Below are 26178 nucleotides of genomic sequence, written 5' to 3'. Positions count from 1 at the left end.
ATGAAGACCACTGACACCCCGCCGGTCGGCGTCTCCGAGGAGCGCCCGACCGTGGTGAAGGCCAATATCGCGTCCGCCAAGGTGAAGAAGAGGGAGGGCGGCGTCCTCAATGTCTTCTCGCACGGTGTGCTCGTCATCTGGGCGATCATGGTCGTCCTGCCGCTGCTCTGGGCGGTGATGACCTCCTTCAAGACCGACCGGGAGATCTTCACCTCGCCGTGGTCGCTGCCGGACTCGCTTCAGTTCGACAACTGGTCGCGCGCCTGGAGCCAGGCGCACATGAGCGACTACTTCCTCAACACCGTGCTGGTGGTGGGCGGCTCGCTGATCGGCACGCTGCTGTTCGGCTCGATGGCCGCGTATGTGCTGGCCCGCTTCGACTTCCCCGGGAACCGCTTCATCTACTTCCTCTTCATCGGAGGAATGAGTTTTCCCATCATGCTGGCGCTGGTGCCGCTGTTCTACGTACTGAACAACGTCGCCCTGCTGAACACGCTGCACGGCCTGATCCTGGTCTACATCGCGTATTCGCTGCCGTTCACGGTCTTCTTCCTGACCGCCTTCTTCAGGACGCTGCCGAGCTCGGTGGCCGAGGCGGCCATGATCGACGGCGCCTCGCACACCCGGACCTTCTTCCAGGTCATGCTGCCGATGGCGAAGCCCGGACTGATCAGCGTCGGCATCTTCAACTTCCTGGGGCAGTGGAATCAGTACATGCTGCCGACCGTGCTCAACACCGAGCCGGAGAAGAAGGTGCTCTCGCAGGGTCTGGTGGAGCTGGCCGTGAGCCAGGGGTACAAGGGCGACTGGTCCGGTCTGTTCGCCGGTCTGGTGATGGCGATGCTGCCGGTCCTCGCGGCGTACATCATCTTCCAGCGCCAGGTGGTGGCGGGTCTCACAGCGGGCGCGATCAAGTAGCGCGTACTTGCGATTGCGTACGGCGAATGCCCCGGCGATCTTGAATCGCCGGGGCATTTGGCGTGTCCTGTGCCCCCTCGTCCCCGGTTCGCTCCGCTCAAGGTCTTGACGCGATCAGCCCTTGGAGTTGTCCTTAGAGTTCACAAGTTGGAGAGAAGCCGGGTTCCGTCGACGGATCCCGGCCGGGGGCGGCCGTCGCGCCGCCCACCGGGGGCAGGAGTGGATGAGTCAATGGAGACTCCGGGTTCGCAGACCTCTCTGCACCGGGCCAATCTCGAGCGGGTCGTGCGTGCCGTCCGCATGGCGGGCTCGCTGACCCAGGCCGAGATCGCAAGGAGCACGGGCCTGTCCGCGGCGACGGTCTCCAACATCGTTCGCGAGTTGAAGGACGGCGGAACCGTCGAGGTCACGCCCACCTCGGCCGGTGGCCGCCGGGCCCGCAGCGTCTCGCTCAGCGGCGACGCGGGCATCGTCGTCGGCGTCGACTTCGGGCATACGCATCTGCGCGTCGCGATCGGGAATCTCGCCCACCAGGTGCTTGCCGAGGAGTCCGAGCCGCTCGATGTCGACGCCTCGTCCGCCCAGGGCTTCGACCGGGCGGAACACCTGGTCAACCGTCTGATCGCGGCGACCGGCATCGGCCAGGACAAGGTGATCGGCGTGGGCCTCGGCGTGCCGGGCCCGATCGATGTGGAGTCGGGCACGCTCGGCTCCACCGCGATCCTGCCGGGCTGGACCGGGATCAACCCCAGCGAGGAGCTCTCCGGGCGCCTCGGAGTGCCGGTGTACGTGGACAACGACGCCAACCTCGGAGCCCTGGGCGAGATGGTCTGGGGCAGCGGCCGAGGGGTGCGGGATCTCGCGTACATCAAGGTCGCCAGCGGCGTCGGAGCCGGTCTTGTCATAGACGGTCAGATCTACCGCGGACCGGGCGGCACGGCCGGCGAGATCGGCCACATCACGCTGGACGAGTCGGGGCCGGTCTGCCGTTGCGGAAACCGCGGCTGCCTGGAGACCTTCGCCGCCGCCCGCTACGTACTGCCGCTGCTCCAGTCGAGCCACGGGGCCGATCTGACCATGGAGCGGGTGGTCCAGCTGGCCCGCGAGGGAGACCCCGGATGCCGCCGCGTCATCGCCGATGTGGGGCGCCACATCGGCAGCGGCGTGGCCAATCTCTGCAATCTGCTGAACCCGAGCCGGGTCGTATTGGGCGGAGACCTGGCGGAAGCGGGAGAATTGGTGCTCGGACCCATCCGTGAGTCCGTGTCCCGGTACGCCATCCCCAGTGCCGCAAGGCAGCTGTCGGTGGCACCGGGCGCTCTTGGTGGACGAGCCGAGGTGCTTGGCGCACTGGCTCTTGTGCTTAGCGAAATGGGCGATTCGACGCTTCTGGACAGTGCCTTGCCGACCAGTGCGCCTGCCTTCACTTAGATAACGAATGGCACCGTTGTCATCTCGTTAAGGATTTACTCCTTGACGCTGGCAGCGGGGCCGAGTTGACTTCCAGCCACCTCGGCCGCAACGACGCGGCCTCGTCAGGGAGGTTTCTACAGATGAACACACATCTGCGTCGTGCCGCCGTTGCTGCTGCCGCCACCGCTATGGCTGTCTCGCTCGCTGCCTGTGGCAGTGCCGACGAGGCCGGCAGTGAGAAGACCAACGGAACCGGTGCCGCGAAGGGTGACGACATCACCATCGGTCTGCTCCTGCCGGAGAACCAGACCGCGCGCTACGAGAAGTTCGACAAGCCGCTCATCGAGAAGAAGATCAGCGAGCTGACCAATGGCAAGGCCAAGGTCATCTACGCCAACGCCAAGCAGGACGCGACGCTGCAGAACCAGCAGGTCGACACGATGATCACCAACAAGGTCGACGCGCTGATCGTCGACTCGGTGGACTCCAAGGCCATCGCCGGCTCGGTCAAGAAGGCCAAGGATGCGGACATCCCGGTCGTCGCCTTCGACCGTCTCGCCGAGGGCCCGATCGACGGCTACACCTCCTTCGACAACGAAGAGGTCGGCCACGTCCAGGGCAAGGCGCTGCTCACCGCGCTCGGTGCCAAGGCCAAGGACGGCCAGATCGTCATGATGAACGGCGCGGTCACCGACCCGAACGCCGCTCTGTTCAAGAAGGGCGCGCACGCCGAGCTCGACGGCAAGGTGAACATCGGCCGCGAGTTCGACACCAAGGAGTGGAAGCCGGAGAACGCCAACGCCAACATGGAGGCCGCGATCACGGCCCTCGGCAAGGACAAGATCATCGGCGTCTACTCCGCCAACGACGGCATGGCGGGCGGCATCATCACCGCCCTGAAGGCCGGCGGCTTCACCACGCTCCCGCCGGTCACCGGCCAGGACGCCGAGCTCGCCGGTGTGCAGCGCATCATCGCGGGTGAGCAGTACGCCAGCGTCTACAAGCCGTACGCGCCGGAGGCCGCTGCCGCCGCGGAGATGGCCGTCGCGCTCGCCAAGGGCGAGAGCATCGACTCCATCGCCAAGGAGAAGGTCGACAGCCCGACCACCAAGGGCATCCCGTCGGTGCTCGTCCCGGTCGTCTCGCTGACCAAGGACAACATCAACGACACCGTGATCAAGGACGGCGTCTACACCGTCGCCGAGATCTGCACCCCGAAGTACAAGGCCGCCTGCGACACGCTCGGCCTGAAGTAGGTCCGTGGGCCCCTTGCCCGGGCCCACCCCAAGAAGCTCCTCCGGCGTCCCGCCCACCAACCACCCCGCTGCCCGGGCGGGACGCCGGACGGATCGCTTCGCTCCCTGTTCCCTGCTGCTCAGCCCTCCGCGCCACACCCCGGCGCGGGATCCCCCGCCGGTCAGGCGGCGAAGGAGATGGTTCACGTGTCCGCTACGCCCGTGTTGGCGTTGCGAGGGGTCTCCAAGCGATTCGGTGCCGTTCAGGCGCTCACCGATGTAGAGCTTGAGGTCCACGGCGGCGAGGTGGTCGCTCTCGTAGGCGACAACGGCGCCGGTAAGTCCACCCTGGTCAAGACGATCGCCGGTGTGCATCCCATCGATGAAGGGATCATCGAGTGGGAGGGCAAGGGCGTCCAGATCAACCGGCCGCACGACGCCCAGAACCTGGGCATCGCGACCGTCTACCAGGACCTCGCACTGTGCGACAACATCGACGTTGTCGGAAACCTCTACCTCGGCCGGGAGATCCGCAAGCGCGGCATCCTGAACGAGGTCGAGATGGAGCGCCGCGCCCGTGAGCTCCTCAACACGCTGTCGATCCGCATCCCCAGCGTCCGCATCCCGATCGCCTCGCTCTCCGGCGGCCAGCGCCAGACGGTGGCCATCGCCCGATCCATGCTCGGCGAGCCCAAGCTCGTCATCCTGGACGAGCCCACCGCGGCCCTCGGCGTCGAGCAGACCGCGCAGGTACTCGACCTCGTCGAGCGGCTGCGCGAGCGCGGCCACGCGGTGATCCTCATCAGCCACAACATGGCGGACGTCAAGGCCGTGGCCGACCGGGTCGCCGTACTCCGGCTCGGGCGCAACAACGGCGTCTTCGACGTCAAGTCCACCTCGCAGGAAGAGATCATCTCCGCCATCACGGGTGCCACGGACAACGCCGTGACCCGTCGTGCGGCGCGCGCCTCGGAGGTCCAGAAGTGAACACCGAAAAGACCTCCACCTCCACCGACGCCCCGGTCGTGAACCCGGAGGCCGCGCACGACGCGCTCACCGCGGTCGACCCCCGGCTGCTGGTGCGCGAGCAGGGCCTCGGCGGCTACCTCTCGGAGTTCAAGCGCAAGATCCACGCCGGTGACCTGGGCTCCATCCCGGTCGTCATCGGCCTGATCGTCATCTGCGTGATCTTCCAGAGCCTGAACTCGAACTTCCTCTCGGCGGAGAACCTCAGCAACATCGCGGTCACGATGGTCGCCACCGGCATGATGGCCGTCGGCATCATCTTCGTGCTGCTGCTCGGCGAGATCGACCTGTCGGTCGGCTCCGTCAGCGGTGTCTCCGGAGCGATCGTCGCCGTCATGAGCGTCACGCACGGGATGAACGAGTGGCTCTCGGTGATCGTCGCCATCGCCTCCGGCGCCGCCATCGGCGCGCTCCACGGCTTCTTCTTCGCCAAGCTCGGCGCACCGGCGTTCGCCGTGACCCTGGCGGGCCTGCTGTTCTGGCTGGGCTTCATGCTTCAGCTCCTCGGCGACCAGGGCACGATCAACCTCGACGGCGAGGGCGTGGTCGGCAAGCTGACCACGTACTACTTCTCGGACGTGGCCGCGGCCTACGGTCTTGCCGTGGTCGCTGTGGCCGGGTTCTTCCTGTCGAGCTTCTTCGACAACCGCCGCCGCGCGGCCGCCGGAATCCCGTCCCGGCCGCTCATCGACATCGTGCTGCGCACGGTGATCCTCGGTGTGATCGCGTTCGCCGCGGCGATCATGTTCAACTCGTACAAGGGCCTGCCGCTGGCGCTGGTCCTGTTCCTGGCGGTCCTGATCATCACGGACTTCGTGCTCCGCCGGACCACGTACGGCCGCAAGATCTTCGCGCTCGGCGGCAGCGTGGAGGCGTCCCGGCGTGCCGGTATCAACGTCACGATGGTCCGGATCACGGTCTTCTCGCTGGCGGGCACGTTCGCGGCGATCGGCGGCCTGTTCTGGGCCTCCAAGATCGCGGCGGCGAACCAGAGCGCCGGCGCGGGCGACCTTCTGATGAACGTCATCGCGGCGGCCGTCATCGGCGGCACGAGCCTCTTCGGCGGCCGCGGCCGCACGTGGAACGCGCTGCTGGGCGTCATGGTGATCGTCTCGATCCAGTACGGACTGGCGCTGGAAGGCATCGCGACGCCGATCCAGTACATGATCACCGGTGGTGTCCTGCTGGCGACGGTCGTCATCGACTCCGTCACCCGCAAGACCCAGAAGACCGCGGGTCGCGCGTAGCTCGGGGCTCGGCCCCAAGACCCTCGATGCCCCCTGCGCCCCTCGGGCGCAGGGGGCATCGGCATGCCACCACTCGCCCGGGGAGCGGCACGGACGCGCCGGACCCGGGCTTCGCCGGGCACCGGGCTCGGGCCCTGGCCGTCACGCGGGGCGGAGCCTCAAGTGAAGTGCGCCGTACACCCATCCGCGTGATGTAGAACGCACCGGCCGGTGACCTGCGTCAGTCACGGAACATTAGACTCGACCAATCGGCACGCTCGACCAGCTCAATACGCAAGGAGGCAGAGTGAAGGAGCCGCGCGAAGCGCGTCCTACACGGGTGGCGGTGGGCGACGGGTGGGAATTGCTTACCCGTATCACGGGACCGCGCGATCTCGACCGGCTCAGCCCGGAGCAGCTGGATCAGCTGGCCGCAGAGATCCGGACCTTCCTGGTGGACGCCGTCTCCAAGACGGGTGGACACCTCGGCCCCAACCTCGGTGTGGTCGAGCTGACCATCGCCCTGCACCGTGTCTTCGAGTCCCCGAAGGACAAGGTCCTCTGGGACACCGGCCACCAGAGCTATGTGCACAAGCTCCTCACCGGCCGTCAGGACTTCTCCAGGCTCAAGATGAAGGGCGGCCTCTCCGGCTACCCCGCGCGCGCCGAGTCCGAGCACGACTTCATCGAGAACTCGCACGCCTCCACCGTCCTCGGCTGGGCCGACGGTCTCGCCAAGGCCAATGAGGTGCTGAAGAAGGACGACCATGTCGTCGCCGTCATCGGCGACGGCGCGCTCACCGGCGGCATGGCCTGGGAGGCGCTGAACAACATCGCGGCCGCCAAGGACCGCCCGCTCGTCATCGTCGTCAACGACAACGAGCGCTCCTACGCCCCGACCATCGGCGGCCTCGCGAACCACCTCGCCACCCTCCGCACCACCGACGGATACGAGCGATTCCTGGCCCGCGGCAAGGACATCCTGGAGCGCACGCCGGTCGTCGGGAAGCCGCTGTACGAGACCCTGCACGGCGCCAAGAAGGGCCTCAAGGACTTCATCGCGCCGCAGGGCATGTTCGAGGACCTCGGCCTCAAGTACGTCGGGCCGATCGACGGCCACGACATCGAGGCCCTGGAGTCGGCCCTGGCCCGCGCCAAGCGCTTCGGCGGGCCCGTCATCGTGCACTGCCTCACCGAGAAGGGCCGCGGCTACCAGCCCGCCCTGCAGGACGAGGCGGACCGCTTCCACGCCGTCGGCAAGATCCATCCCGACACCGGCCTGCCGATCGCCAGCTCCGGACTCGACTGGACCTCCGTCTTCGGCGAGGAGATGGTCGAGCTCGGCAAGGAGCGCAAGGACATCGTCGCGATCACCGCCGCGATGCTCCAGCCCGTCGGCCTCGACAAGTTCGCCAAGGCCTTCCCGGACCGCGTTTACGACGTCGGCATCGCCGAGCAGCACGGCGCGGTCTCCGCGGCCGGCCTCGCCACCGGCGGGGTGCACCCCGTCTTCGCGGTGTACGCCACCTTCCTCAACCGCGCCTTCGACCAGGTGCTGATGGACGTGGCGCTGCACAAGTGCGGCGTGACGTTCGTACTGGACCGCGCCGGTGTCACCGGCACCGACGGCGCCTCGCACAACGGCATGTGGGACATGTCGATCCTGCAAGTCGTCCCCGGTCTGCGGATCGCCGCGCCGCGCGACGCCGACCAGGTCCGCGCCCAACTGCGCGAGGCCGTCGAGGTCGACGACGCCCCGACCGTGGTCCGCTTCTCCAAGGGCGCGGTCGGCCCCGCCGTCAAGGCCGTGGGCCGGGTCGGCGGCATGGACGTGCTGCGGCACGCGGAGGCCGAGCGTCCCGACGTGCTGCTCGTCTCCGTCGGCGCGCTCGCCCCGATGTGCCTGGAGATCGCGGACCTCCTCGACAAGCAGGGCATCTCCACGACCGTGGTCGACCCGCGCTGGGTCAAGCCGGTCGACGAGGCGCTCGCGCCGCTCGCCGAGCAGCACCGTGTCGTCGTCACCGTCGAGGACAACAGCCGTGTCGGCGGCGTCGGTTCAGCGGTCGCCCAGGCGCTGCGTGATGCCGGCGTCGACGTGCCGCTGCGCGACTTCGGCATCCCGCCGCGCTTCCTCGACCACGCCTCCCGCAAGGAGGTCCTGACGGAGATCGGCCTCACCGCCCCGGACATCGCCCGCCAGGTCACCGGTCTGGTCGCCCGGCTGGACGGCAAGTTCGAGAGCGAGGCCGTGGAGCCCGCCCGCGACTGACTCATGGCGTCAGATGGGCCGGTCGGTCACCCTGTACGGGTGGTCCGACCGGCCCATTCGCGTGAAATCCACCCGTACGGCGCTCTGTCGGGCCGCAGATGTCCCAATCATGGCGTTCACGACGAGTGCGTGGAGGTACGCCGGTGAGTACGCAGCAGGACACGGGCCCAGCCGGAGACGGGCTGTTCCGGACGAAGACGGTCGAACAGTCGATCCGGGACACGGAAGAGCCCGAGCATGCGCTGAAAAAGTCCCTGTCGGCGTGGGATCTGATGGTCTTCGGCGTCGGTGTCATCATCGGCACCGGCATCTTCGTGCTCACCGGAAAGGTGGCCAAGGAGAACGCGGGCCCGGCGACGGCTCTGGCCTTCGTCGCCGCCGGCATCGTGTGCGCACTGGCGGCCCTGTGCTACGCCGAGTTCGCCTCCACGGTCCCGGTGGCCGGGTCGGCGTACACCTTCGCGTACGCCTCCCTCGGCGAGCTGCCGGCCTGGATCATCGGCTGGGACCTCGTGCTCGAATTCGCGCTGGGCACCGCCGTCGTCGCGGTCGGCTGGTCCGGCTATGTGCGGTCCCTGATGGACAACGTGGACTGGCAACTGACGCCATGGCTGAACGGGCCCGACTCACCAGGAGGCACCTTCGACATCCTGGCGTTCCTGCTGGTACTGGTGCTGACGGTGATTCTGGTACTCGGAATGAAGCTGTCCGCCCGGATCACCGCGATCGTCGTGGCCATCAAGGTCACGGTGGTCATGATCGTGATCATCGCGGGGCTGTTCTTCATCGTGGGCGACAACTACTCGCCGTTCATCCCCGACGCGGTGACCCCGGAGGGCGGACTGGGCTGGGAGGACGCCCCGATGGTCCAGCTGATGTTCGGTTACGAGGCCACCAACTTCGGCGTCATGGGCATCTTCACCGCCGCGTCCGTCGTCTTCTTCGCCTTCATCGGATTCGACGTGGTGGCGACCGCCGCCGAGGAGACCAAGGTCCCGCAGCGCGACATGCCCCGGGGCATCCTCGGCTCGCTCCTGATCTGCACCGTGCTCTACGTCGCCGTCGCGCTCGTGGTGACCGGCATGCAGCACTACTCCGAACTGTCCGTCAGCGCTCCACTCGCGGACGCCTTCAAGTCCGTCGGACACCCCTTCTACGCCGGTGTGATCAGCTTCGGCGCCGCCGTCGGCCTCACCACCGTGTGCCTGATCCTGCTGCTCGGCCAGACGCGTGTGTTCTTCGCGATGAGCCGTGACGGGCTGCTGCCGCGGTTCTTCTCCATCACGCACCCGAAGTACAAGACCCCGTACCGCCCGACCATCCTGCTCGGCGGGCTCATCGCGGTCATCGCGGGCTTCACCAGCATCAACGAACTCGCGACCCTGGTGAACATCGGCACGCTCTTCGCGTTCGTCGTCGTCGCGATCGGCGTGATGGTCCTGCGCCGCACCCGGCCGGACCTGCACCGCGCGTTCCGCACTCCCTGGGTGCCGCTGGTCCCGATTCTCTCCATCGCCGCGTCCGTGTGGCTGATGCTGAACCTGCCGGGCGAGACCTGGGCCCGGTTCGCCGCGTGGATGATCGTCGGCTTCATCGTGTACTTCCTCTACGGGCGCTCGCACAGCCGCCTCGGCCGCGGCTCGGTGTAGCCGAATTCCGCTTCAACCGGCCCCGTATGTCCTGTCGGAGCGGACATGCGGGGCCTCGTGGTTGCCCGGAGCCCGCGCAGCGTCCCGCGGACGCCGTACAGGCCCGTACAGGGCCCGGACGAGGCAGTTCTGGTGTTGCGCGACATCTGGCCGGACCGGCTCGCTGACGGCCCGCCAGAAGGCCGCTACGTACGCTCGCCGGGTTGAAGCGTCCTCGGCCCCGCGCACTGTGCGCCGTACGCCTCGACCCGCTGCCGCAGACCCCGGTCGGCCGTGATCACCACGCACCTCCGGCCCGGCTCGCAGCCGGACACCAGCTCCACGATCTTGTCGTCGCCGGTGCCCGGCGCGGACTCGACCCGCACCCCGGGCACGCTCTCCAGACCCCGGGCCGCGCCCTCGACGACCAGCACAAGCTCGACCGGACCGGAATGTCCCGGCAGCCCTTCTGCGGCGAAAACGGGCAACCGGTCACGCAGCCGCTCGGCGGCCCCGCGCCGATCCCGCCACCAGCCGTCCGGTACGGAACCGATCACATTCGCCGCGTCGACGATCACCAGTGTCCGCATCGGAAATCCCCAGAAATTTGCCGCCCGGCCGGGTGTTATTGTCGCAGGACTTCATGGAGCGTTGTATCTGACCGCTCAGTGCGGTTCTCATCAGGAAAGGTGGCCGGTGAGCCATGGCGTTGAGGCCTGCGCGAAGATCGAAGCGACAGGCGGGCCGGACTCCCGAGGTTCCCACCGTGAAGCGGAACCGCGTCCCGGCACCGGTCAGCACGGCTGACGACGGCAGTCCCACAGCCACCGGCTGGCTGCTGCGCGGCAAGGACGGCCGGCTGACGGCCTACGCGGCCACCGACGGCGGCGTTCTCCGCTGGACCGAGACACGGCCTGCCGGTCCCGAGTGGTCCGGGCCCGAATTGCTGGCCACCGCCGCGGGGCTTGAGCCGTATCTCTCGATCGCCCAGGGCGCCGACGGCTATGTGCATCTGTTCGGCGTGCGCAAGACCGCCCAGGGCGGCGGCGAGATCCGTACCGACGTCATGCACGCCATCCAGTACCAGACGGGTCGTCCGGTGAAGGACTGGCAGCCGCTGGGCACGCCCTATCCGAACGACTGGAAGCTCGCCGGGCAGATAGGCCGGCCCGTCTCCGCCGTTGACGGCGCGGGCAATGTCCATGTCTTCGTACGCAATGTCGGCGGCGGGGTCTGCGCACGCAGCCAGGCGGCCACCGGAGCCTGGGGCCCCTGGGCCGACCTCAAGGGCAGCGGAGCCCACGGCACGCTGGCCGCCGCCGCGTCGGGCGGCGGCCGCACAGAGATCGTCGCGCCCGCCCGCGAAGGTGTGATGCGCTGGGTGCAGGACGGCAACAAGGCCGTGTTCACCCGGGAGACGGACATCCCGGCACAGGTGCAGGACGGCACCGTTTCCGCACTGGCGACCGGCGAGGACCGGGTCACCTTCCTGTGGCGTGACGACAAGGCCGCCGAGGTGCACGCCTGGCGCCAGGACGGCGTTCCGGAGCCGCTCGGCGGCGACACCGGCACCGGCCCTCTCGCTCTTCTCAGGGCATCGGTCGACGGCCACGACTGCACGTTGATGGCCCACCGCGACGCCGACGGGCGGCCCGCTCTCGCCGCCTATCCGACCGAGGACGAGTCCGCGGGCGCGGTGTGGACCGGTACCGGCGAGGTGTGCGTGGGAGCGCCCGCGCTCTGTGCGGACGCGAACGGACGGGTCGTGCTCGCCGCGATCGCTCCGGACGGCGGTCTGCGGATCACCCGTCAGAAGACGAACGAGTCCGGTCTCGCCATGGAGGCATGGACCCGGGTCTGATCACTTCAGGACAAACAGGAGGCCCCGGCACCGCGTAGGTGCCGGGGCCTCCTGCGTACGTGCTACGCCGGGACGCTCGCCACGCCCTGCGCCAGGAACGGCTTGCCGTTCACCCGCTGCGAGACGCCCTCACGGTCCAGGTACGGCGTGATGCCGCCCAGGTGGAAGGGCCAGCCCGCGCCCGTGATCAGGCAGAGGTCGATGTCCTGGGCCTCGGCCACGACACCCTCCTGAAGCATCAGGCCGATCTCCTGCGCCACCGCGTCCAGGACGCGGTCGCGCACCTGGTCCTCGGTGAGGACCGAGTCGCCCTGCTTCAGCAGCGCGGCGACCTCCGGGTCCAGCTCCGGCTTGCCGGAGTCGTAGACGTAGAAGCCGCGCTTGCCCGCCTTGACGACCGCGGCCAGGTTCTCGGAGACCGTGAAACGGTCCGGGAAGGCGCGGTTGAGGGTCTCGGAGACATGCAGACCGATGGCCGGGCCGACCAGCTCCAGCAGCACCAGCGGCGACATCGGCAGACCGAGCGGCTCGATGGCCTTCTCGGCGGTGGCCACCGGGGTGCCCTCGTCGATGACGTTCTGGATCTCGCCCATGAAGCGGGTCAGGATGCGGTTCACGACGAACGCCGGGGCGTCCTTGGTGAGGACCGCGGTCTTCTTCAGCTTCTTCGCGACACCGAAGGCGGTGGCGAGGGAGGCGTCGTCCGTCTTCTCGCCGCGGACGATCTCCAGCAGCGGAAGGACCGCGACCGGGTTGAAGAAGTGGAAGCCGACGACCCGCTCCGGGTGCTCCAGCTTCGACGCCATTTCGGAGACCGACAGCGAGGAGGTGTTGGTGGCGAGGATCGCGTGCGCCGGAGCGACGGCCTCGACCTCGGCGAACACCTGCTGCTTGACGCCGATCTCCTCGAAGACGGCCTCGATGATGAAGTCGGCGTCGGAGAAGCCCTCAGCCTTGTCCAGCACACCGGTGACCAGGGCCTTGAGGCGGTTGGCCTTGTCCTGGTTGATACGGGACTTCAGCAGCAGCTTGTCGATCTCGGCGTGGACATAGCCCACACCCTTGTCGACGCGCTCCCGGTCGATGTCGGTCAGCACCACCGGCACCTCGAGGCGGCGCAGGAACAGCAGCGCCAGCTGAGAGGCCATCAGACCGGCGCCGACGACGCCGACCTTGGTGACCGGACGGGCCAGGTTCTTGTCCGGGGCGCCGGCCGGGCGCTTGCCGCGCTTCTGGACCAGGTTGAAGGCGTAGATGCCGCTGCGCAGCTCGCCGCCCATGATCAGGTCCGCGAGCGCCACGTCCTCGGCGTCGAAGCCCTTCTGCAGATCGCCGTCCTTGGCCGCGGCGATGATGTCCAGCGCGCGGTAGGCGGCCGGGGCCGCGCCGTGCACCTTGGCGTCGGCGATGGCCCGCCCGCGCTCGACGGCCTGGTCCCAGGCCTCGCCGCGGTCGGCGTCGGCGCGCGCGACCGTGATCTCGCCCTTGAGGACGGACGCCGTCCACAGCAGCGACTGCTCCAGGAAGTCCGCGCCCTCGAAGATGGCGTCGGCGATGCCGAGCTCGAAGACCTGGGCGCCCTTGAGCTGCTTGTTCTGGTTGAGCGAGTTCTCGATGATCACCGAGACCGCGCGGTCCGCGCCGATCAGGTTCGGCAGCAGCGCGCAGCCGCCCCAGCCCGGGACGAGACCGAGGAAGACCTCGGGCAGCGAGAAGGCCGGGATCGCCTTGGAGACGGTGCGGTACGAGCAGTGCAGACCGACCTCGACACCGCCGCCCATCGCCGCGCCGTTGTAGTACGCGAACGTCGGGACCGCGAGAGCGGACAGCCGCTTGAAGACGTCGTGGCCGCCCTTGCCGATGGCGAGCGCGTCCTCGTGGCGCCCCAGCAGCTCCACGCCCTTGAGGTCGGCGCCGACGGCGAAGATGAACGGCTTGCCGGTGATGCCGACGCCGACGATCGCGCCCTCGGCGGCCTCCTTCTCGACCTGGTCGACGGCGGCGTTCAGGTTCGCCAGCGACTGGGGGCCGAAGGTGGTCGGCTTGGTGTGGTCCAGGCCGTTGTCCAGCGTGATGAGGGCGAAGTTGCCCGCGCCCGCCGGGAGTTCGAGGTGGCGCACATGCGCCTGTGTGACAACCTCGTCCGGGAACAGCTCGGCCGCGCCCTTCAGGAGTTCAGCGGTGCTCACTTGTTGCCTCCGTCGAAGTGCGGGTTCTCCCAGATGACCGTCGCGCCCATGCCGAAGCCGACGCACATGGTGTTCAGGCCGTAGCGGACCTCCGGCTGCTCCTCGAACTGGCGGGCCAGCTGCGTCATCAGCCGTACGCCGGAGGAGGCCAGGGGGTGGCCGTACGCGATGGCGCCGCCGTACTGGTTGACGCGCGCGTCGTCGTCCGCGATGCCGTAGTGCTCGAGGAAGGCCAGCACCTGTACGGCGAAGGCCTCGTTGATCTCGAACAGGCCGATGTCCTCGATGGACAGGCCCGCCTGGGCGAGCGCCTTCTCGGTGGCCGGGATCGGGCCGTAGCCCATGACCTCGGGCTCGACGCCGGCGAAGGAGTAGGAGACCAGGCGCATCTTGACCGGGAGGTTGTTCTCGCGGGCAAAGTCCTCGGAGGCGATGAGCGAGGCGGTGGCGCCGTCGTTCAGGCCCGCGGCGTTGCCGGCGGTGACGCGGCCGTGGACGCGGAACGGGGTCTTCAGACCCGCCAGGTTCTCCAGCGTGGTGCCCGGGCGCATCGGCTCGTCGGCGGTGACCAGGCCCCAGCCGGTCTCGCCGGCCTCCGGGTTGGTCCGGCGGACGGAGACCGGCACCAGGTCCTGCTGGATCTTGCCGTTGGCGTACGCCTTGGCGGCCTTCTCCTGCGAGCGCACGGCGTACTCGTCGGCGCGCTGCTTGGTGATCGAGGGGTAGCGGTCGTGCAGGTTCTCCGCGGTCATGCCCATGAAGAGGGCCGACTCGTCGACGAGCTTCTCCGACACGAAGCGCGGGTTGGGGTCGACGCCCTCACCCATCGGGTGGCGGCCCATGTGCTCGACGCCGCCGGCGATGGCGATGTCGTACGCACCGAAGGCCACGCTGCCCGCGACCGAGGTCACGGCGGTCAGGGCACCGGCACACATGCGGTCGATGGAGTAGCCGGGCACGGACTGCGGCAGACCCGCGAGGATGCCGGCGGTGCGGCCGATCGTGAGGCCCTGGTCGCCGATCTGCGTGGTCGCCGCGATGGCGACCTCGTCGATCTTCGCGGGGTCGAGGTCCGGGTTGCGGCGCAGCAGCTCGCGGATCGCCTTCACGACGAGATCGTCGGCACGGGTCTCGTGGTAAATGCCCTTCGGGCCCGCCTTGCCGAACGGGGTGCGGACGCCGTCGACGAAGACGACGTCCCTGACGGTACGAGGCACGATGGCTCTCCTCCAGGGTGCGGGTGCGCCTGCGGCGCGCTTCCACCGCCCATGCTACTTGCGGGTAACCAAGCGGAACAGGCCCCCTGCCCGGAGCGGTGAACATCACACAGGTGCCGGGCCCCTGCGACCCTCGTCGGGACTCCGCGCCGAACCCCGCGCCGCTCGCCCGCTGGGAGGGCGGGGCTCCGCGCCTCGGTCCCGGTCTGGGGTTGAGTTCAGAACTCCGGCCCGCCAGCGTCAAGACTCCCGGCCCCCTCCGGGATGCGCCGGTCCGGGACCGCGGACGTCAGGTCTTGGCCGGCGAAGCTCGGCCCGTCGGGCCGGCTGGACCGGTTTGGGGGCGGCGCCCCGCCCCCGGGTCGGGCGACCTCCACCCGCCGGGCTGGGGCTCCTCCTCGTCGCCGAACCCCGGCGCCTGCCGACCGGCGTGTGGCGGAGGCGGCTGAAGGCTTCAGGTGCCCTCACCCAGGAACGCACCCTCGCCGAACTCGCCCCCGCAGGGCGGAGGAGACGTGGCGACGCCCGGCCGGCGGACGGGCCGCCACAGGCCGCGCCGAAGGCCCAGGGCGTGCCTGAGGCGCCTTGAGGCGTCTCAGGCCGTCGCGGTCAGCGCGGTCGCCAGCAGAGGAGCCACCTGGTCGATCTGCCAGGCGCGCGCGCCGTACGACGCGAGGGCCTCGGAGACTGCCTCCACCGACGGTTCGGCCGGCGGCTCCCAGCACACCCGGCGCACCGTGTCCGGCGTGATCAGGTTCTCCTGCGGCAGGTTGAGCTCCTCCGCCAGCGCCGAGACCGCCGCCCGCGCCGCGGAGAGCCGCGCCGCGGCCTCCGGGTCCTTGTCCGCCCAGGAACGCGGCGGCGGCGGGCCGTTCAGCTGCTGGCCGGGCTGCGGAAGCTCGGCGTCGGTCAGGGACTTCGCCCGGTCGACGGCCGCCTGCCACTGGTCCAGCTGACGCCGTCCCATCCGGTGGCCGAACCCCGGCAGCGCGGTCAGCGCCTGCACGTCCGACGGCACCGCGAGCGCGGCCTCCACGATCGCGCTGTCGCTCAGCACCTTGCCCGGCGACACGTCGCGCCGCTGCGCCACCTTGTCGCGGGTCGTCCACAGCTCGCGTACGACCGCCATCTGACGGCGGCGGCGCACCTTGTGCATCCCGGACGTCCGGCGCCACGGGTCCTTGCGCGGGGGAGCGGGCGGCGCGGCGACGATCGCGTCGAACTCCTGGCGGGCCCAGTCCAGCTTGCCCTGCCGGTCCAGCTCCTTCTCCAGCGCGTCGCGCAGATCGATCAGCAGCTCGACGTCGAGCGCCGCATAGCGCAGCCACGGCTCGGGCAGCGGGCGGGTGGACCAGTCGACCGCGGAGTGGCCCTTCTCCAGCGCGTATCCGAGGACCGACTCGACCATCGCGCCGAGCCCGACCCGCGGGAAGCCGGCCAGCCGCCCGGCCAGCTCGGTGTCGAAGAGCCGGGTCGGGATCATGCCTATTTCGCGCAGGCACGGAAGGTCCTGGGTGGCGGCGTGCAGAATCCACTCCGCGCCGGCCAGCACCTCGCCGAGCTCGGTCAGATCCGGACAGCCGACAGGATCGATCAGCGCACTGCCCGCGCCTTCCCGGCGCAGCTGTACGAGATAGGCCCGCTGGCCGTACCGGTAGCCGGAAGCGCGCTCCGCGTCGACGGCCACGGGGCCGCTGCCCCGGGCGAACGCGGCGATCACTTCGGCCAGTCCGGCGGCGTCCGCGACCACCGGCGGAATGCCCTCACGGGGCTCCAGCAAGGGAATCGGTACCTCTTCGGCTGCGACGCCGTCGTCCGGGGGAGCGCCCCCGGCGGTTCGCAGTGCGGTCTCTGCTGCGGTCTCTTGGGCGTCGGTCACGTGTCAAGGGTATCCGCGAACGGAAGGCGCCCGTCGACGGAACGTTCCGTCGACGGGCGCGGATCTGCTGTAAAGGGGTCAGTGGATGATTCCGGTACGCAGTGCCACGGCCACCATGCCCGCCCGGTCGCCGGTGCCCAGCTTGCGTGCGATACGGGCGAGGTGGCTCTTGACCGTCAGGGCGGAGAGCCCCATCGAGACGCCGATCGCCTTGTTGGACTGTCCTTCCGCGACCAGCCTGAGCACCTCGACCTCACGGCCGGAGAGCTCTCGGTAGCCGCCCGGGTGGCTCGGGGCGCCCGGGGGGCGGCGGTGCAGCCGGCCGGCCGCGGCGCCGATCGGTGCCGCGCCTGGACGGGTCGGGTGGCCGATGTTCGTACGGGTGCCGGTGACGACATAGCCCTTGACGCCGCCGGCGAGCGCGTTGCGCACGGCGCCGATGTCGTCGGCGGCGGAGAGCGCGAGGCCGTTCGGCCAGCCCGCGGCGCGGGTCTCGGACAGCAGGGTCAGCCCGGAACCGTCGGGCAGGTGGACGTCGGCCACGCAGATGTCGCGCGGATTGCCGACGCGGGGACGGGCCTCCGCGATGGACGACGCCTCGATGACATCACGCACTCCGAGGGCCCACAGGTGGCGGGTGACGGTGGAGCGGACGCGCGGGTCGGCCACGACGACCATGGCCGTCGGCTTGTTCGGGCGGTAGGCGACCAGGCTTGCGGGCTGCTCAAGAAGAACGGACACCAGGCCTCCTGGGGGGAAGGTGCGGGACGAGCCGGCTCGGGGATGAAGCCGGGGCGAACCGTGCAGTTAGGGTCACAGACCTCTTCGGCACCAAACCATGCGGCCTTTAGAGAATGATCACGATCTAGTGAGTAACAATTGGGGCAATTCGGACGCGTGATCGATCATCCTGCGAGCGCGCTGGTTCCGGTTACGTCGGAGCTCGGCCCCTGGACCGGTGTCGCACAGGGGGCGGGGGCTTCCGAGGAGTATGCGTGTCAGCGGTGCTGCGGTCCGCGGCGCTGCGGGAGCGAGACCACACCCGTGACCGCGTCCGCAGGGCCCGCCGGGGACGGCGGCAGCCCCGCGATCTGGCAGAGCAGATCGCACCATGCTGTGAGATGTCCCGCCGTATCGGGCACGCCGCCCGCGCCCTCGGTCGGCGTCCAGGACGCGCGGATCTCGATCTGCGTCGCCGGACGGCGGTCGGAGAGTCCACCGAAATAGTGAGAGCCCGCGCGAGTGACGGTGCCGCTCGCCTCTCCGTACGCCAGTCCGCGCGCCTCCAGCGCACCCGTCAGCCACGACCAGCAGACCTCGGGAAGCAGCGGATCGGCCGCCATCTCCGGCTCCAGCTCGGCGCGCACCAGCGTCACCAGGCGGAACGTGCCCTGCCAGGCGTCATGACCCGCCGGGTCGTGCAGCAGCACAAGACGGCCGTCCGCGAGATCGTCCTCGCCGTCGACGACCGCAGCCTCCAGGGCGTACGCATGCGGTGCCAGGCGCTGCGGCGGGCGCGCCGGGTCCACCTCGATCTCGGGCCGCAGCCGCGCCGCCCGCAGCGCTTCGACCGCCAGCCGGAACGCGCGCGGGACGGCATCCCCCTCCGCGCTGTCCGTGCCGTCAGCGCTGTTGGAATGATCGGAAAAATGTCCCTGAGCCGCAGCCATGCGGGGAAGAGTAGGCGGAACGGGAGCTTCGCGCAGGGAGGGACACCCGGCCCGGGGCGGCCACTTCAGGTGTACGTGCGAAGATTCTGGGCGTGAGTGTGAATGACCGCCCCTCGGGCCAGCAGCCGAAGACGTACGACTCTCCCTTCCTGAAGGCGTGCAGGCGCGAGCCGGTGCCGCACACGCCGGTCTGGTTCATGCGGCAGGCGGGGCGCTCACTTCCCGAGTACCTCAAGGTGCGCGAGGGCATCGGGATGCTCGAGTCCTGCATGCGGCCCGAGCTCGTCACCGAGATCACGCTGCAGCCCGTGCGCCGCCACAAGGTCGACGCGGCCATCTACTTCAGCGACATCGTCGTCCCGCTCAAGGCCATCGGCGTCGATCTCGACATCAAGCCGGGCGTCGGTCCCGTCGTCGCCGATCCGATCCGCACCCGCGGCGACCTGGCGCGGCTGCGCGACCTCACGCCCGAGGACGTCTGGTACGTCACCGAGGCCATGGGGCTGCTCACCGGCGAGCTCGGTGAAACGCCGCTGATCGGCTTCGCGGGTGCGCCGTTCACCCTCGCGAGCTACCTCGTGGAGGGCGGCCCCTCGCGCAACCACGAGCACACCAAGGCCCTGATGTACGGCGACCCGCAGTTGTGGGCCGATCTGCTCGACCGGCTCGCGGAGATCACCTCCGCGTTCCTCAAGGTGCAGATCGAGGCCGGCGCGAGCGCGGTGCAGCTCTTCGACTCCTGGGTCGGCGCGCTGGCGCCGGCGGACTACCGACGTTCCGTGATGCCCGCGTCCACGAAGGTCTTCGACGCGGTCGCCTCGTACGGAGTGCCGCGGATCCACTTCGGCGTCGGCACCGGTGAGCTTCTCGGGCTGATGGGCGAGGCGGGCGCGGACGTCGTCGGCGTCGACTGGCGGGTGCCGCTGGACGAGGCCGCGCGTCGGGTCGGCCCGGGCAAGGCGCTGCAGGGCAACCTCGACCCCGCGGTGCTCTTCTCCACGCGGGAGGCGGTGGAGACGAAGACCCGCGAGGTGCTGGACGCGGCCGAGGGCCTGGAGGGGCACGTGTTCAACCTGGGCCACGGCGTCCTGCCGACGACCGACCCGGACGCGCTGACGCGACTCGTGGAGTACGTGCACACGGAGACCGCGCGCTAGGGAGTGTCCTTTCGGGAAGCAGGCCCTAGATCCCCTGGCGTACGGCCGTGACCGCCTTGCGCGCCGCCACCAGGACCGGGTCCCAGACCGGTGAGAACGGCGGCGCGTAGCCCAGGTCGAGCAGCGTCATCTGTTCCACCGTCATGCCGGCCGTCAGGGCCACCGCCGCGATGTCCACGCGCTTCGCCGAGCCCTCGCGGCCGACGATCTGGACGCCGAGCAGCCGTCCGGTGCGGCGCTCCGCGAGCATCTTGACCGTCATGAGGGTCGCGCCCGGGTAGTAGCCCGCGCTGTTCGTGGACTCGACGGTGGCCGTGACGTACTGCAGGCCGACCTTGAGTGCGTCCTTCTCGCGCAGGCCCGTGCGGGCGATCTCCAGGTCGCAGACCTTGCTCACCGCCGTGCCGACGACGCCCGGGAAGGTGCCGTAGCCGCCGCCGACGTTCGAGCCGACGATCTGGCCGTGCTTGTTGGCGTGCGTGCCGAGCGCGATGTGGCGCTCCCGGCCCGAGACCAGGTCGAGCACCTCCACGCAGTCGCCGCCGGCCCAGATGTTCTCGTGACCGCGCACCCGCATCGCGAGATCGGTGAGCAGCCCGCCGTACACCCCCAGCGGCAGGCCGGCGGCGCGGGCGAGCGTGGTCTCCGGTTCGACGCCGATGCCGAGGACCACGACATCGGCCGGGTACTCCGTGTCCTGGGTCGCCACCGCGCGGACCCGGCCGTCGTCGCCGGTGAGGATCTTGGTGACCTCCGCGCCGCCCACGGTCGTGATGCCCAGGCCGTCCATCGCCCGGTGGACGAGGCGGCCCATGTCCGGGTCGAGCGTGGCCATCGGCTGCTCGCCGCGGTTCAGCACGGTCACCTGGAAGCCGTGCTTCAGCAGCGCCTCCGCCATCTCGACGCCGATGTAGCCCGCGCCCACCACGACCGCGCGCCGGCCCTCGACGGCATCGAGCGTGTCCAGCAGGTACTGGCCGTCGTCGAGCGTCTGCACCCCGTGCACTCCGGGTGCGTCGATGCCCGGCAGCGGTGGCCGGACCGGGCGGGCGCCGGTCGCGACGACCAGCTTGTCGTAGCCCGTCCAGGCCTCGTCGCCGGTCTCCAGATCGCGTGCGAGCACCCGGCCGCCCTCGACGTCGATCTCCGTGACCTCGGTACGCATCCGCAGATCGATGGCGCGCTCGCGGTGCTCGGCCGGCGTACGGGCGATCAGATCGTCCCGCCGGGTCACATCGCCGCCGACCCAGTACGGAATCCCGCACGCCGAGTACGAGCTGAAGTGGCCGCGCTCGAACGCGACGATCTCCAGCTCGTCCGGGTTCTTCAGCCTGCGTGCCTGCGATGCGGCGGACATGCCCGCCGCATCGCCCCCGATGACCACCAGCCGCTGTGTTGCCATGGGAACACGCTACGGGGCAGCGGCCGTTCAGTCCTGGCCAGGGCCAGGGCCAGGGCCAGGGCCGGGCACGGGCGCGGGTGCCGCGGGCTCAGTGGCCGGCCGGCGCGGCAGCCGGGGCCGTACGACCCAGCGCCACAGCGCGTACAGCAGCGCGAACGCCGCGGCGAACGGAGCCACCGCGCCGACCGCCACCGTGATCCAGCGGACCGATGCCGTCAGCGCGTCCCAGCCGCCGCCGAGCGCGTCCAGGAAGGTGGGGTCGTCGTCCTCCTTCTTGGCCTCCTTCTTCTCGCTCTCGGAGAGCGCGAGCGTGATGGTCGCCATCGTCGTCCGGTCCTTCAGCGCGGCCTGCTGGGCCAGCAGCGACTCCAACTGGGCCTGGCGGCTGCTCAGTTGGCCCTCCAGCGTGACGATGTCGCTGAGCTTCTCCGCCCGGTCCATCAGCGTCCGTACGCGCGCCACGCTCGCCCGCTGCGTTGCGATCCGGCTCTCCACGTCGACGACCTGATCGGTCACGTCCTTGGCGTCGGCCTTGCGGGAGAGCAGCTTGCCCGCGCCGGCCAGATCGCTCAGCACCTCGTCGTACTGGTCCTGCGGGACGCGCAGCACGATCCGCGAGGTCACATGCGTGTCGTCGATCCGCTCGGTGGACTCGTTGGCGACATGGCCGCCCGCGTTCTCGGCCGTTGTACGGGCGTCGGCAAGGGCCTTGGGCGCGTCCTTGACCTCCACCTGGAGCTCGGCGGTGCGGATGATGTGGGTCGGCGCGACCGAGATCTTGTCCTTCGCCGTCCCCTGTTGGCCGTCGGCCGCCGGCCCTGCCGCCGCGTCCATCTCGGTGCCCGGCTTGGCCGCGCTCTGGGCCTTGCTGTCGCCGGAGTTGTCGGACGCGGCGTCGTCCGCGCCGCTGCTGCAGCCGGCCAGGGCGAGTGCGGCGGTCAGGAACAGCGCCGCGAACGTACGTCGAGCACGCATGGAGGCCCCCCAAGGACTCAATGGTGAGTGATGCCGGTTCGACGAACGGGCAGGTGGGGCGGTTGCTGTATTCCGGTCCCGAACCGGTCACGGTCGGGACTCGGAACGGGTCTCGGAACGGGTCTCGCGCGGCCGAAGCCTGTGTCGGACAGTCAAAGACCGTTTGAGACAGTGGGGACATGCAGCGTTCCCCTCGCCCTGTGGACCCGGGCCATGTCGTCGTCATCGGAGGCGGCATCGCCGGTCTGGCCGCCGCACACCGGCTCACCTCGGCCGGAGTGCGCGTGACCGTGCTGGAGGCCACCGCGCGTCTCGGCGGCAAGCTGCAGGCCGGCACCATCGAGGGCGTCCCGGTCGACCTCGGAGCCGAGTCGATGCTCGCCCGCCGCCCGGAGGCCGTCGAACTGGCCCGCGCGACCGGCCTCGCCGACCGGCTTCAGCCGCCCGCCACCTCCACCGCATCCGTCTGGACGCGCGACGCGCTGCGCCCGATGCCCAAGGGCCATGTGATGGGCGTGCCGGGCGACCCCGCGGCTCTCGCCGGACTGCTCTCGCCGGACGGTGTCGCCCGCATCGGGAAGGAACGCGAACTCGCGCCGGCCGAACTCGGTGACGATGTCGCCGTCGGCGCGTTCGTCGCCGAACGCCTCGGCCGCGAGGTCGTGGACCGGCTGGTCGAGCCACTGCTCGGCGGCGTGTACGCCGGTGACGCGTACCGCATCTCGATGCGCGCCGCCGTTCCCCAGCTCTTCGAGGCCGCGAAGAGGCGCCATTCGCTCCTGGAGGGCGTGCGGGACCTGCAGCGCAAGGCCGAGGCTCAGCAGCAGACCGGGCCCGTCTTCATGGGCATCGAGGGCGGCGTCGGCACGCTGCCCGGAGCCGTCGCCGACGCCGTGCGCGCCGCCGGCGGCGAGATCCGCACCGAGACACCGGTCATCGGGATGAGCCGTGCGGAGGACGGCTGGCGGATCCGCACCGACCAGTCCGTCATCGAAGCCGACGCAGTGGTGCTCGCGGCACCCGCCTGGTCCGCGTCCGCGCTGCTCGCCGCCGAGTCACCGGCCGCCGCAGCCGAGCTCGGCCGGATCGAGTACGCCTCCATGACACTGGTCACGCTGGCCTTCCGGCGTTCGGATCTGCCCGGAATGCCGGACGGCAGCGGCTTCCTGGTGCCGCCCGTCGACGGCCGCACCATCAAGGCGTCCACCTTCTCCAGCCAGAAGTGGAGCTGGGTCGGGGACGGCTCATCGGATCTCTTCGTGCTGCGCACCTCCATCGGCCGGTACGGCGAGGAGGAGCATCTGCACCGCGAGGACAGCGAGCTCGTCGGCGTCTCGCTGCGCGACCTCGGCGCCGCGACCGGACTCGAGGCGAGGCCCGTCGCGAGCGAGGTGACCCGGTGGATCGGCGGACTGCCGCAGTATCCGGTCGGGCATCTCGCGCGGGTCGCCCGCATCCGCGAGGAGGTCGCCAAGCTGGCGGGGCTGCGGGTCTGTGGCGCGGCGTACGACGGTGTGGGGATCCCTGCCTGCATCGCCGACGGGCAGCGCGCGGCCGACGAGATCCTCGCCACGCCGACCCTGGCCGCGGGCGGCTGATCCAGGCGCGGGACAATGGCCGCATGAGTGCGCCAGAAAAGATCCCGAACGCCGGCAAGAAGGCCAAGGACCTCAACGAGGTCATCCGGTACACGCTGTGGTCCGTCTTCAAGCTGCGCGATCTGCTGCCCGAGGACCGCGCCGGTTACGCCGACGAGGTCCAGGAGCTGTTCGACCAGCTCGCCGCCAAGGACGTGACCGTCCGGGGCACCTACGACCTGTCCGGACTGCGCGCCGACGCCGACCTCATGATCTGGTGGCACGCCGAGACCGCGGACGAGCTGCAGGAGGCGTACAACCTCTTCCGCCGCACCCGGCTCGGCCGGGCGCTCGAGCCGGTCTGGTCGAACATGGCGCTGCACCGGCCCGCCGAGTTCAACAAGTCGCACATCCCGGCCTTCCTGGCCGACGAGACGCCGCGCAACTACGTCAGCGTCTACCCCTTCGTGCGCTCGTACGACTGGTATCTGCTGCCCGACGAGGACCGCCGCCGGATGCTCGCCGACCACGGCAAGATGGCCCGCGGCTACCCGGACGTGCGCGCCAACACGGTCGCCTCGTTCTCGCTCGGCGACTACGAGTGGCTGCTGGCCTTCGAGGCCGACGAGCTGTACCGCATCGTCGACCTGATGCGTCATCTGCGCGCCTCCGAGGCCCGCATGCACGTCCGCGAAGAGGTGCCGTTCTACACCGGCCGCCGCAAGTCGGTGTCCGAGCTCGTGGCGGGCCTCGCGTAGGTCGGGCCTCGCGAAAGACCCCGCGAAGACCTCGCGAAAGACCACGGAAGCCGGGCCCGCAGTGTGCGGACCCGGCCTCCTCGGACCCGGAAGATCAGACGGCGTGCGGCAGCTTCGGCTGCCCCGCGCGGCGGTCCAGCGACACCGGGTCCGGCTCCGGGTGCGGCGCGCACGATGCGCGCCGCACCGGCGTCTCACCGCGCAGCAGGTAGTTCTCCATGTGTGCGTTGACGCACTTGTTGCCGCCGCCGCCGATGCCGTGCGTGCCCGCGTCCTCCTCCGTGATCAGCACCGCGCCCTTCAGCCGCCGCGCCAGCTCCTTCGCGCCCGCATAGGGCGTCGCCGCGTCCCGCTCGGCCGCCAGGATCAGCACCGGCGGCAGCGCACCCCGCTTCGTACGGACGTCGACGGGTTGCTGTCGCGGCTGGGACCAGAAGGCGCACGGCAGATTCATCCAGGCGTTGTCCCAGGTCTCGAACGGCGCGATGCGCGCGAGCCGGCTGTTGTCCCGGTCCCACACGTCCCACTCGGTGGGCCAGGGCGCGTCGTTGCACTCGACGGCGGTGTAGACGGCGTTGGCGTTCTCCGCGCCGTGCGCGCCCTCCGGCCGCGGCGTGGCCTGTGCGATCAGCGGCTTCTCATTGCCCTTCAGATACTCGGAGAGCGCGGTGGCGCGCGGCACCCAGTAGTCGTCGTAGTAGCCGGCGCCGAGGAACGCCGCATGCAGCTGTCCCGGCCCGACCTTGCCGCCCGCCGGCTTCGCCGCGAGCCTGGCGCGCGCCTTCTCGTAGCTGCGTGCCACCTCCTCGGGCGTTGCCCCGAGGCGGAACGTCCTGTCGTGCTTCGCGACCCAGGCGCGGAAGTCCGCCCACCGGCCCTCGAAGGCCAGCGACTGGTCGAGGTTGTTGCGGTACCAGATCTGGTCCGGCACCGGATTCACCGCCGAGTCGAAGACCATGCGCCGTACGTGCGACGGGAAGAGCGTCGCGTACAGCGCACCGAAGTACGTGCCGTACGAAGCGCCCATGAAGGTCAGCCGCTCCTGGCGGAGCGCCGCGCGCAGGACGTCCAGATCGCGGGCGTTGTTGAGCGAGGTGTAGTGGCGCAGCGCCGGGCCCGTCCTGCGCGCGCAGCCCTGCGCGTACGCCTTCGCCTGCGCGATCCGCTCCAGCTTGTCCGAGGTGGACGGATGCACCGGCGCGAGCGTCGGGGTCTTGGCGAAGCCGGCCGGGTCCTCGCAGGACAGCGGCGCCGACCGGGCCACCCCGCGCGGCGCGTAGCCGACGATGTCGTATGCCCGGGCGATCCGCTGCCACTCGGGCAGCTGGGCCGCCATCGGGAAGTACATGCTGGAGGCGCCGGGGCCGCCGGGGTTGTAGACGAACGCGCCCTGGTACTCGGCGGGCTTGCCGCTCGCCCGCACGCGGCTGACCGTCAGCGAGATCTGACGTCCCGACGGCTCGGCGTAGTCGAGCGGGACCTTGACCGTGCCGCACTTGATGTTCGCGGGCAGCATCTCGGCCTTCGGGCAGACGCCGAAGGAGATGCCGGCCGCGGCCGCGCGGTCGGCGGCGACCGCCGTTCCGTGGGACTCGGCGTCGGCGGTGGTGGTGCCGCCGGCCGGAGCGATCGCCACTGCGGTGATGACCAAGGTGCCGAGGCTTGTCACGGCCCCGTACTTCGCCGCTGCCCTCATCGCGTTCCCTTCGTGCGTGCGGCGGCTTGGGGCGTGTCTTTCGGATCGGGCCGGATGACACGCCCTCGGCCGTGGGACG

The 26178-nt window shown here is 70.1% G+C and carries 20 protein-coding genes; 11 read left to right on the top strand and 9 right to left on the bottom strand.

Annotation, left to right across the window (positions count from 1 at the left end; all coding sequences use genetic code 11):
• From ACH4YL_RS19100 to ACH4YL_RS19070, 7 genes are all read left to right on the top strand, one after another.
• On the top strand, nt 1–918 hold the full coding sequence (locus tag ACH4YL_RS19100) for a carbohydrate ABC transporter permease (protein WP_398508533.1): 918 nt from the start codon (nt 1–3) through the stop codon (nt 916–918).
• Nucleotides 919–1149: 231 nt separating this feature from the next.
• A complete protein-coding gene (locus tag ACH4YL_RS19095) occupies nt 1150–2349 on the top strand; it encodes an ROK family protein (RefSeq protein WP_398508532.1) in 1200 nt (399 codons plus the stop codon).
• Nucleotides 2350–2471: 122 nt separating this feature from the next.
• Complete coding sequence (locus ACH4YL_RS19090) at nt 2472–3587, top strand: substrate-binding domain-containing protein (protein ID WP_398508531.1); 1116 nt, start codon at nt 2472–2474, stop codon at nt 3585–3587.
• Between the two features lie 177 nt (nt 3588–3764).
• Entirely contained in the window at nt 3765–4553 is a 789-nt protein-coding gene (locus ACH4YL_RS19085; protein WP_398508530.1) for an ATP-binding cassette domain-containing protein, read from the top strand.
• A complete protein-coding gene (locus ACH4YL_RS19080; RefSeq protein ID WP_398508529.1) occupies nt 4550–5839 on the top strand; it encodes a sugar ABC transporter permease in 1290 nt (429 codons plus the stop codon). Before ACH4YL_RS19085 ends, ACH4YL_RS19080 begins: the two co-directional genes overlap by 4 nt.
• Before the next feature lie 343 nt (nt 5840–6182).
• Nucleotides 6183–8090, top strand: a complete 1908-nt coding sequence (gene dxs / locus ACH4YL_RS19075; protein ID WP_398508528.1) for a 1-deoxy-D-xylulose-5-phosphate synthase — start codon at nt 6183–6185, stop codon at nt 8088–8090.
• Between the two features lie 143 nt (nt 8091–8233).
• Nucleotides 8234–9739, top strand: a complete 1506-nt coding sequence (locus ACH4YL_RS19070) for an amino acid permease (protein ID WP_398508527.1) — start codon at nt 8234–8236, stop codon at nt 9737–9739.
• 185 nt (nt 9740–9924) lie between these two features.
• On the opposite strand, the gene ACH4YL_RS19065 is transcribed toward ACH4YL_RS19070, so the two are convergent.
• Nucleotides 9925–10308, bottom strand: a complete 384-nt coding sequence (locus ACH4YL_RS19065) for an NTP pyrophosphohydrolase (RefSeq protein ID WP_398508526.1) — start codon at nt 10306–10308, stop codon at nt 9925–9927.
• Between the two features lie 176 nt (nt 10309–10484).
• Here ACH4YL_RS19065 and ACH4YL_RS19060 point away from each other — a divergent pair, with 176 nt between their 5' ends.
• Entirely contained in the window at nt 10485–11579 is a 1095-nt protein-coding gene (locus ACH4YL_RS19060; protein ID WP_398508525.1) for a hypothetical protein, read from the top strand.
• Between the two features lie 62 nt (nt 11580–11641).
• Here ACH4YL_RS19060 and ACH4YL_RS19055 read toward each other — a convergent pair whose 3' ends face one another.
• The 5 genes from ACH4YL_RS19055 to ACH4YL_RS19035 form a co-directional block, all read right to left on the bottom strand.
• Nucleotides 11642–13768, bottom strand: coding sequence for a 3-hydroxyacyl-CoA dehydrogenase NAD-binding domain-containing protein (locus ACH4YL_RS19055; RefSeq protein WP_398508524.1), 2127 nt, complete (start codon nt 13766–13768; stop codon nt 11642–11644).
• Nucleotides 13765–14985, bottom strand: coding sequence for a thiolase family protein (locus ACH4YL_RS19050; RefSeq protein ID WP_398508523.1), 1221 nt, complete (start codon nt 14983–14985; stop codon nt 13765–13767). The genes ACH4YL_RS19055 and ACH4YL_RS19050 overlap by 4 nt, the downstream gene beginning before the upstream one ends.
• Nucleotides 14986–15580: 595 nt before the next feature.
• Nucleotides 15581–16864, bottom strand: coding sequence for an HRDC domain-containing protein (locus ACH4YL_RS19045; protein WP_398508522.1), 1284 nt, complete (start codon nt 16862–16864; stop codon nt 15581–15583).
• A gap of 78 nt (nt 16865–16942) precedes the next feature.
• Nucleotides 16943–17605: a LuxR C-terminal-related transcriptional regulator gene (locus ACH4YL_RS19040; protein WP_398508521.1), complete on the bottom strand. Its 663-nt coding sequence runs from the start codon at nt 17603–17605 to the stop codon at nt 16943–16945.
• A 257-nt stretch (nt 17606–17862) separates the two neighbouring features.
• Nucleotides 17863–18534: a DUF3000 domain-containing protein gene (locus ACH4YL_RS19035; RefSeq protein WP_398508520.1), complete on the bottom strand. Its 672-nt coding sequence runs from the start codon at nt 18532–18534 to the stop codon at nt 17863–17865.
• A 92-nt stretch (nt 18535–18626) separates the two neighbouring features.
• Between ACH4YL_RS19035 and hemE the strand changes: the two genes are divergently transcribed.
• Nucleotides 18627–19691: a uroporphyrinogen decarboxylase gene (gene hemE / locus ACH4YL_RS19030; protein ID WP_398508519.1), complete on the top strand. Its 1065-nt coding sequence runs from the start codon at nt 18627–18629 to the stop codon at nt 19689–19691.
• Nucleotides 19692–19716: 25 nt separating this feature from the next.
• Here the strand turns inward: hemE and ACH4YL_RS19025 are convergent, their stop codons facing one another.
• Both ACH4YL_RS19025 and ACH4YL_RS19020 read right to left on the bottom strand, forming a co-directional pair.
• Entirely contained in the window at nt 19717–21093 is a 1377-nt protein-coding gene (locus ACH4YL_RS19025) for an FAD-dependent oxidoreductase (RefSeq protein WP_398508518.1), read from the bottom strand.
• Nucleotides 21094–21120: 27 nt separating this feature from the next.
• Entirely contained in the window at nt 21121–22068 is a 948-nt protein-coding gene (locus ACH4YL_RS19020; protein ID WP_398508517.1) for a DUF4349 domain-containing protein, read from the bottom strand.
• Between the two features lie 179 nt (nt 22069–22247).
• On the opposite strand from ACH4YL_RS19020, the gene hemG reads away from it, so the two are divergent.
• The gene (gene hemG / locus ACH4YL_RS19015; protein WP_398508516.1) at nt 22248–23666 is read left to right on the top strand and encodes a protoporphyrinogen oxidase; all 1419 of its coding nucleotides are present in this window, start codon (nt 22248–22250) and stop codon (nt 23664–23666) included.
• Nucleotides 23667–23689: 23 nt separating this feature from the next.
• Nucleotides 23690–24403, top strand: a complete 714-nt coding sequence (hemQ, locus tag ACH4YL_RS19010) for a hydrogen peroxide-dependent heme synthase (protein WP_398508515.1) — start codon at nt 23690–23692, stop codon at nt 24401–24403.
• Nucleotides 24404–24497: 94 nt separating this feature from the next.
• On the opposite strand, the gene ACH4YL_RS19005 is transcribed toward hemQ, so the two are convergent.
• Nucleotides 24498–26099, bottom strand: a complete 1602-nt coding sequence (locus ACH4YL_RS19005; protein WP_398508514.1) for an alpha/beta hydrolase — start codon at nt 26097–26099, stop codon at nt 24498–24500.
• Nucleotides 26100–26178: the final 79 nt, after the last annotated feature.

The organism is Streptomyces sp. NPDC020681 (assembly GCF_044334895.1).
Taxonomy (GTDB): Bacteria; Actinomycetota; Actinomycetes; order Streptomycetales; family Streptomycetaceae; genus Streptomyces.
This window is presented reverse-complemented; position numbering and strand designations above follow the sequence as displayed.

Excerpts from the sequence above, each read along its gene's own strand:
- ACH4YL_RS19100 (WP_398508533.1), top strand. The coding sequence starts at position 1 with ATGAAGACCACTGACACCCCGCCGGTCGGCGTCTCCGAGGAGCGCCCG.
- ACH4YL_RS19095 (WP_398508532.1), top strand. The coding sequence starts at position 1,150 with ATGGAGACTCCGGGTTCGCAGACCTCTCTGCACCGGGCCAATCTCGAG.
- ACH4YL_RS19090 (WP_398508531.1), top strand. The coding sequence starts at position 2,472 with ATGAACACACATCTGCGTCGTGCCGCCGTTGCTGCTGCCGCCACCGCT.
- ACH4YL_RS19085 (WP_398508530.1), top strand. The coding sequence starts at position 3,765 with ATGGTTCACGTGTCCGCTACGCCCGTGTTGGCGTTGCGAGGGGTCTCC.
- ACH4YL_RS19065 (WP_398508526.1), bottom strand. The coding sequence starts at position 10,308 with ATGCGGACACTGGTGATCGTCGACGCGGCGAATGTGATCGGTTCCGTA.
- ACH4YL_RS19035 (WP_398508520.1), bottom strand. The coding sequence starts at position 18,534 with ATGGCTGCGGCTCAGGGACATTTTTCCGATCATTCCAACAGCGCTGAC.
- ACH4YL_RS19025 (WP_398508518.1), bottom strand. The coding sequence starts at position 21,093 with ATGGCAACACAGCGGCTGGTGGTCATCGGGGGCGATGCGGCGGGCATG.
- ACH4YL_RS19020 (WP_398508517.1), bottom strand. The coding sequence starts at position 22,068 with ATGCGTGCTCGACGTACGTTCGCGGCGCTGTTCCTGACCGCCGCACTC.
- hemG (WP_398508516.1), top strand. The coding sequence starts at position 22,248 with ATGCAGCGTTCCCCTCGCCCTGTGGACCCGGGCCATGTCGTCGTCATC.
- hemQ (WP_398508515.1), top strand. The coding sequence starts at position 23,690 with ATGAGTGCGCCAGAAAAGATCCCGAACGCCGGCAAGAAGGCCAAGGAC.
- ACH4YL_RS19005 (WP_398508514.1), bottom strand. The coding sequence starts at position 26,099 with ATGAGGGCAGCGGCGAAGTACGGGGCCGTGACAAGCCTCGGCACCTTG.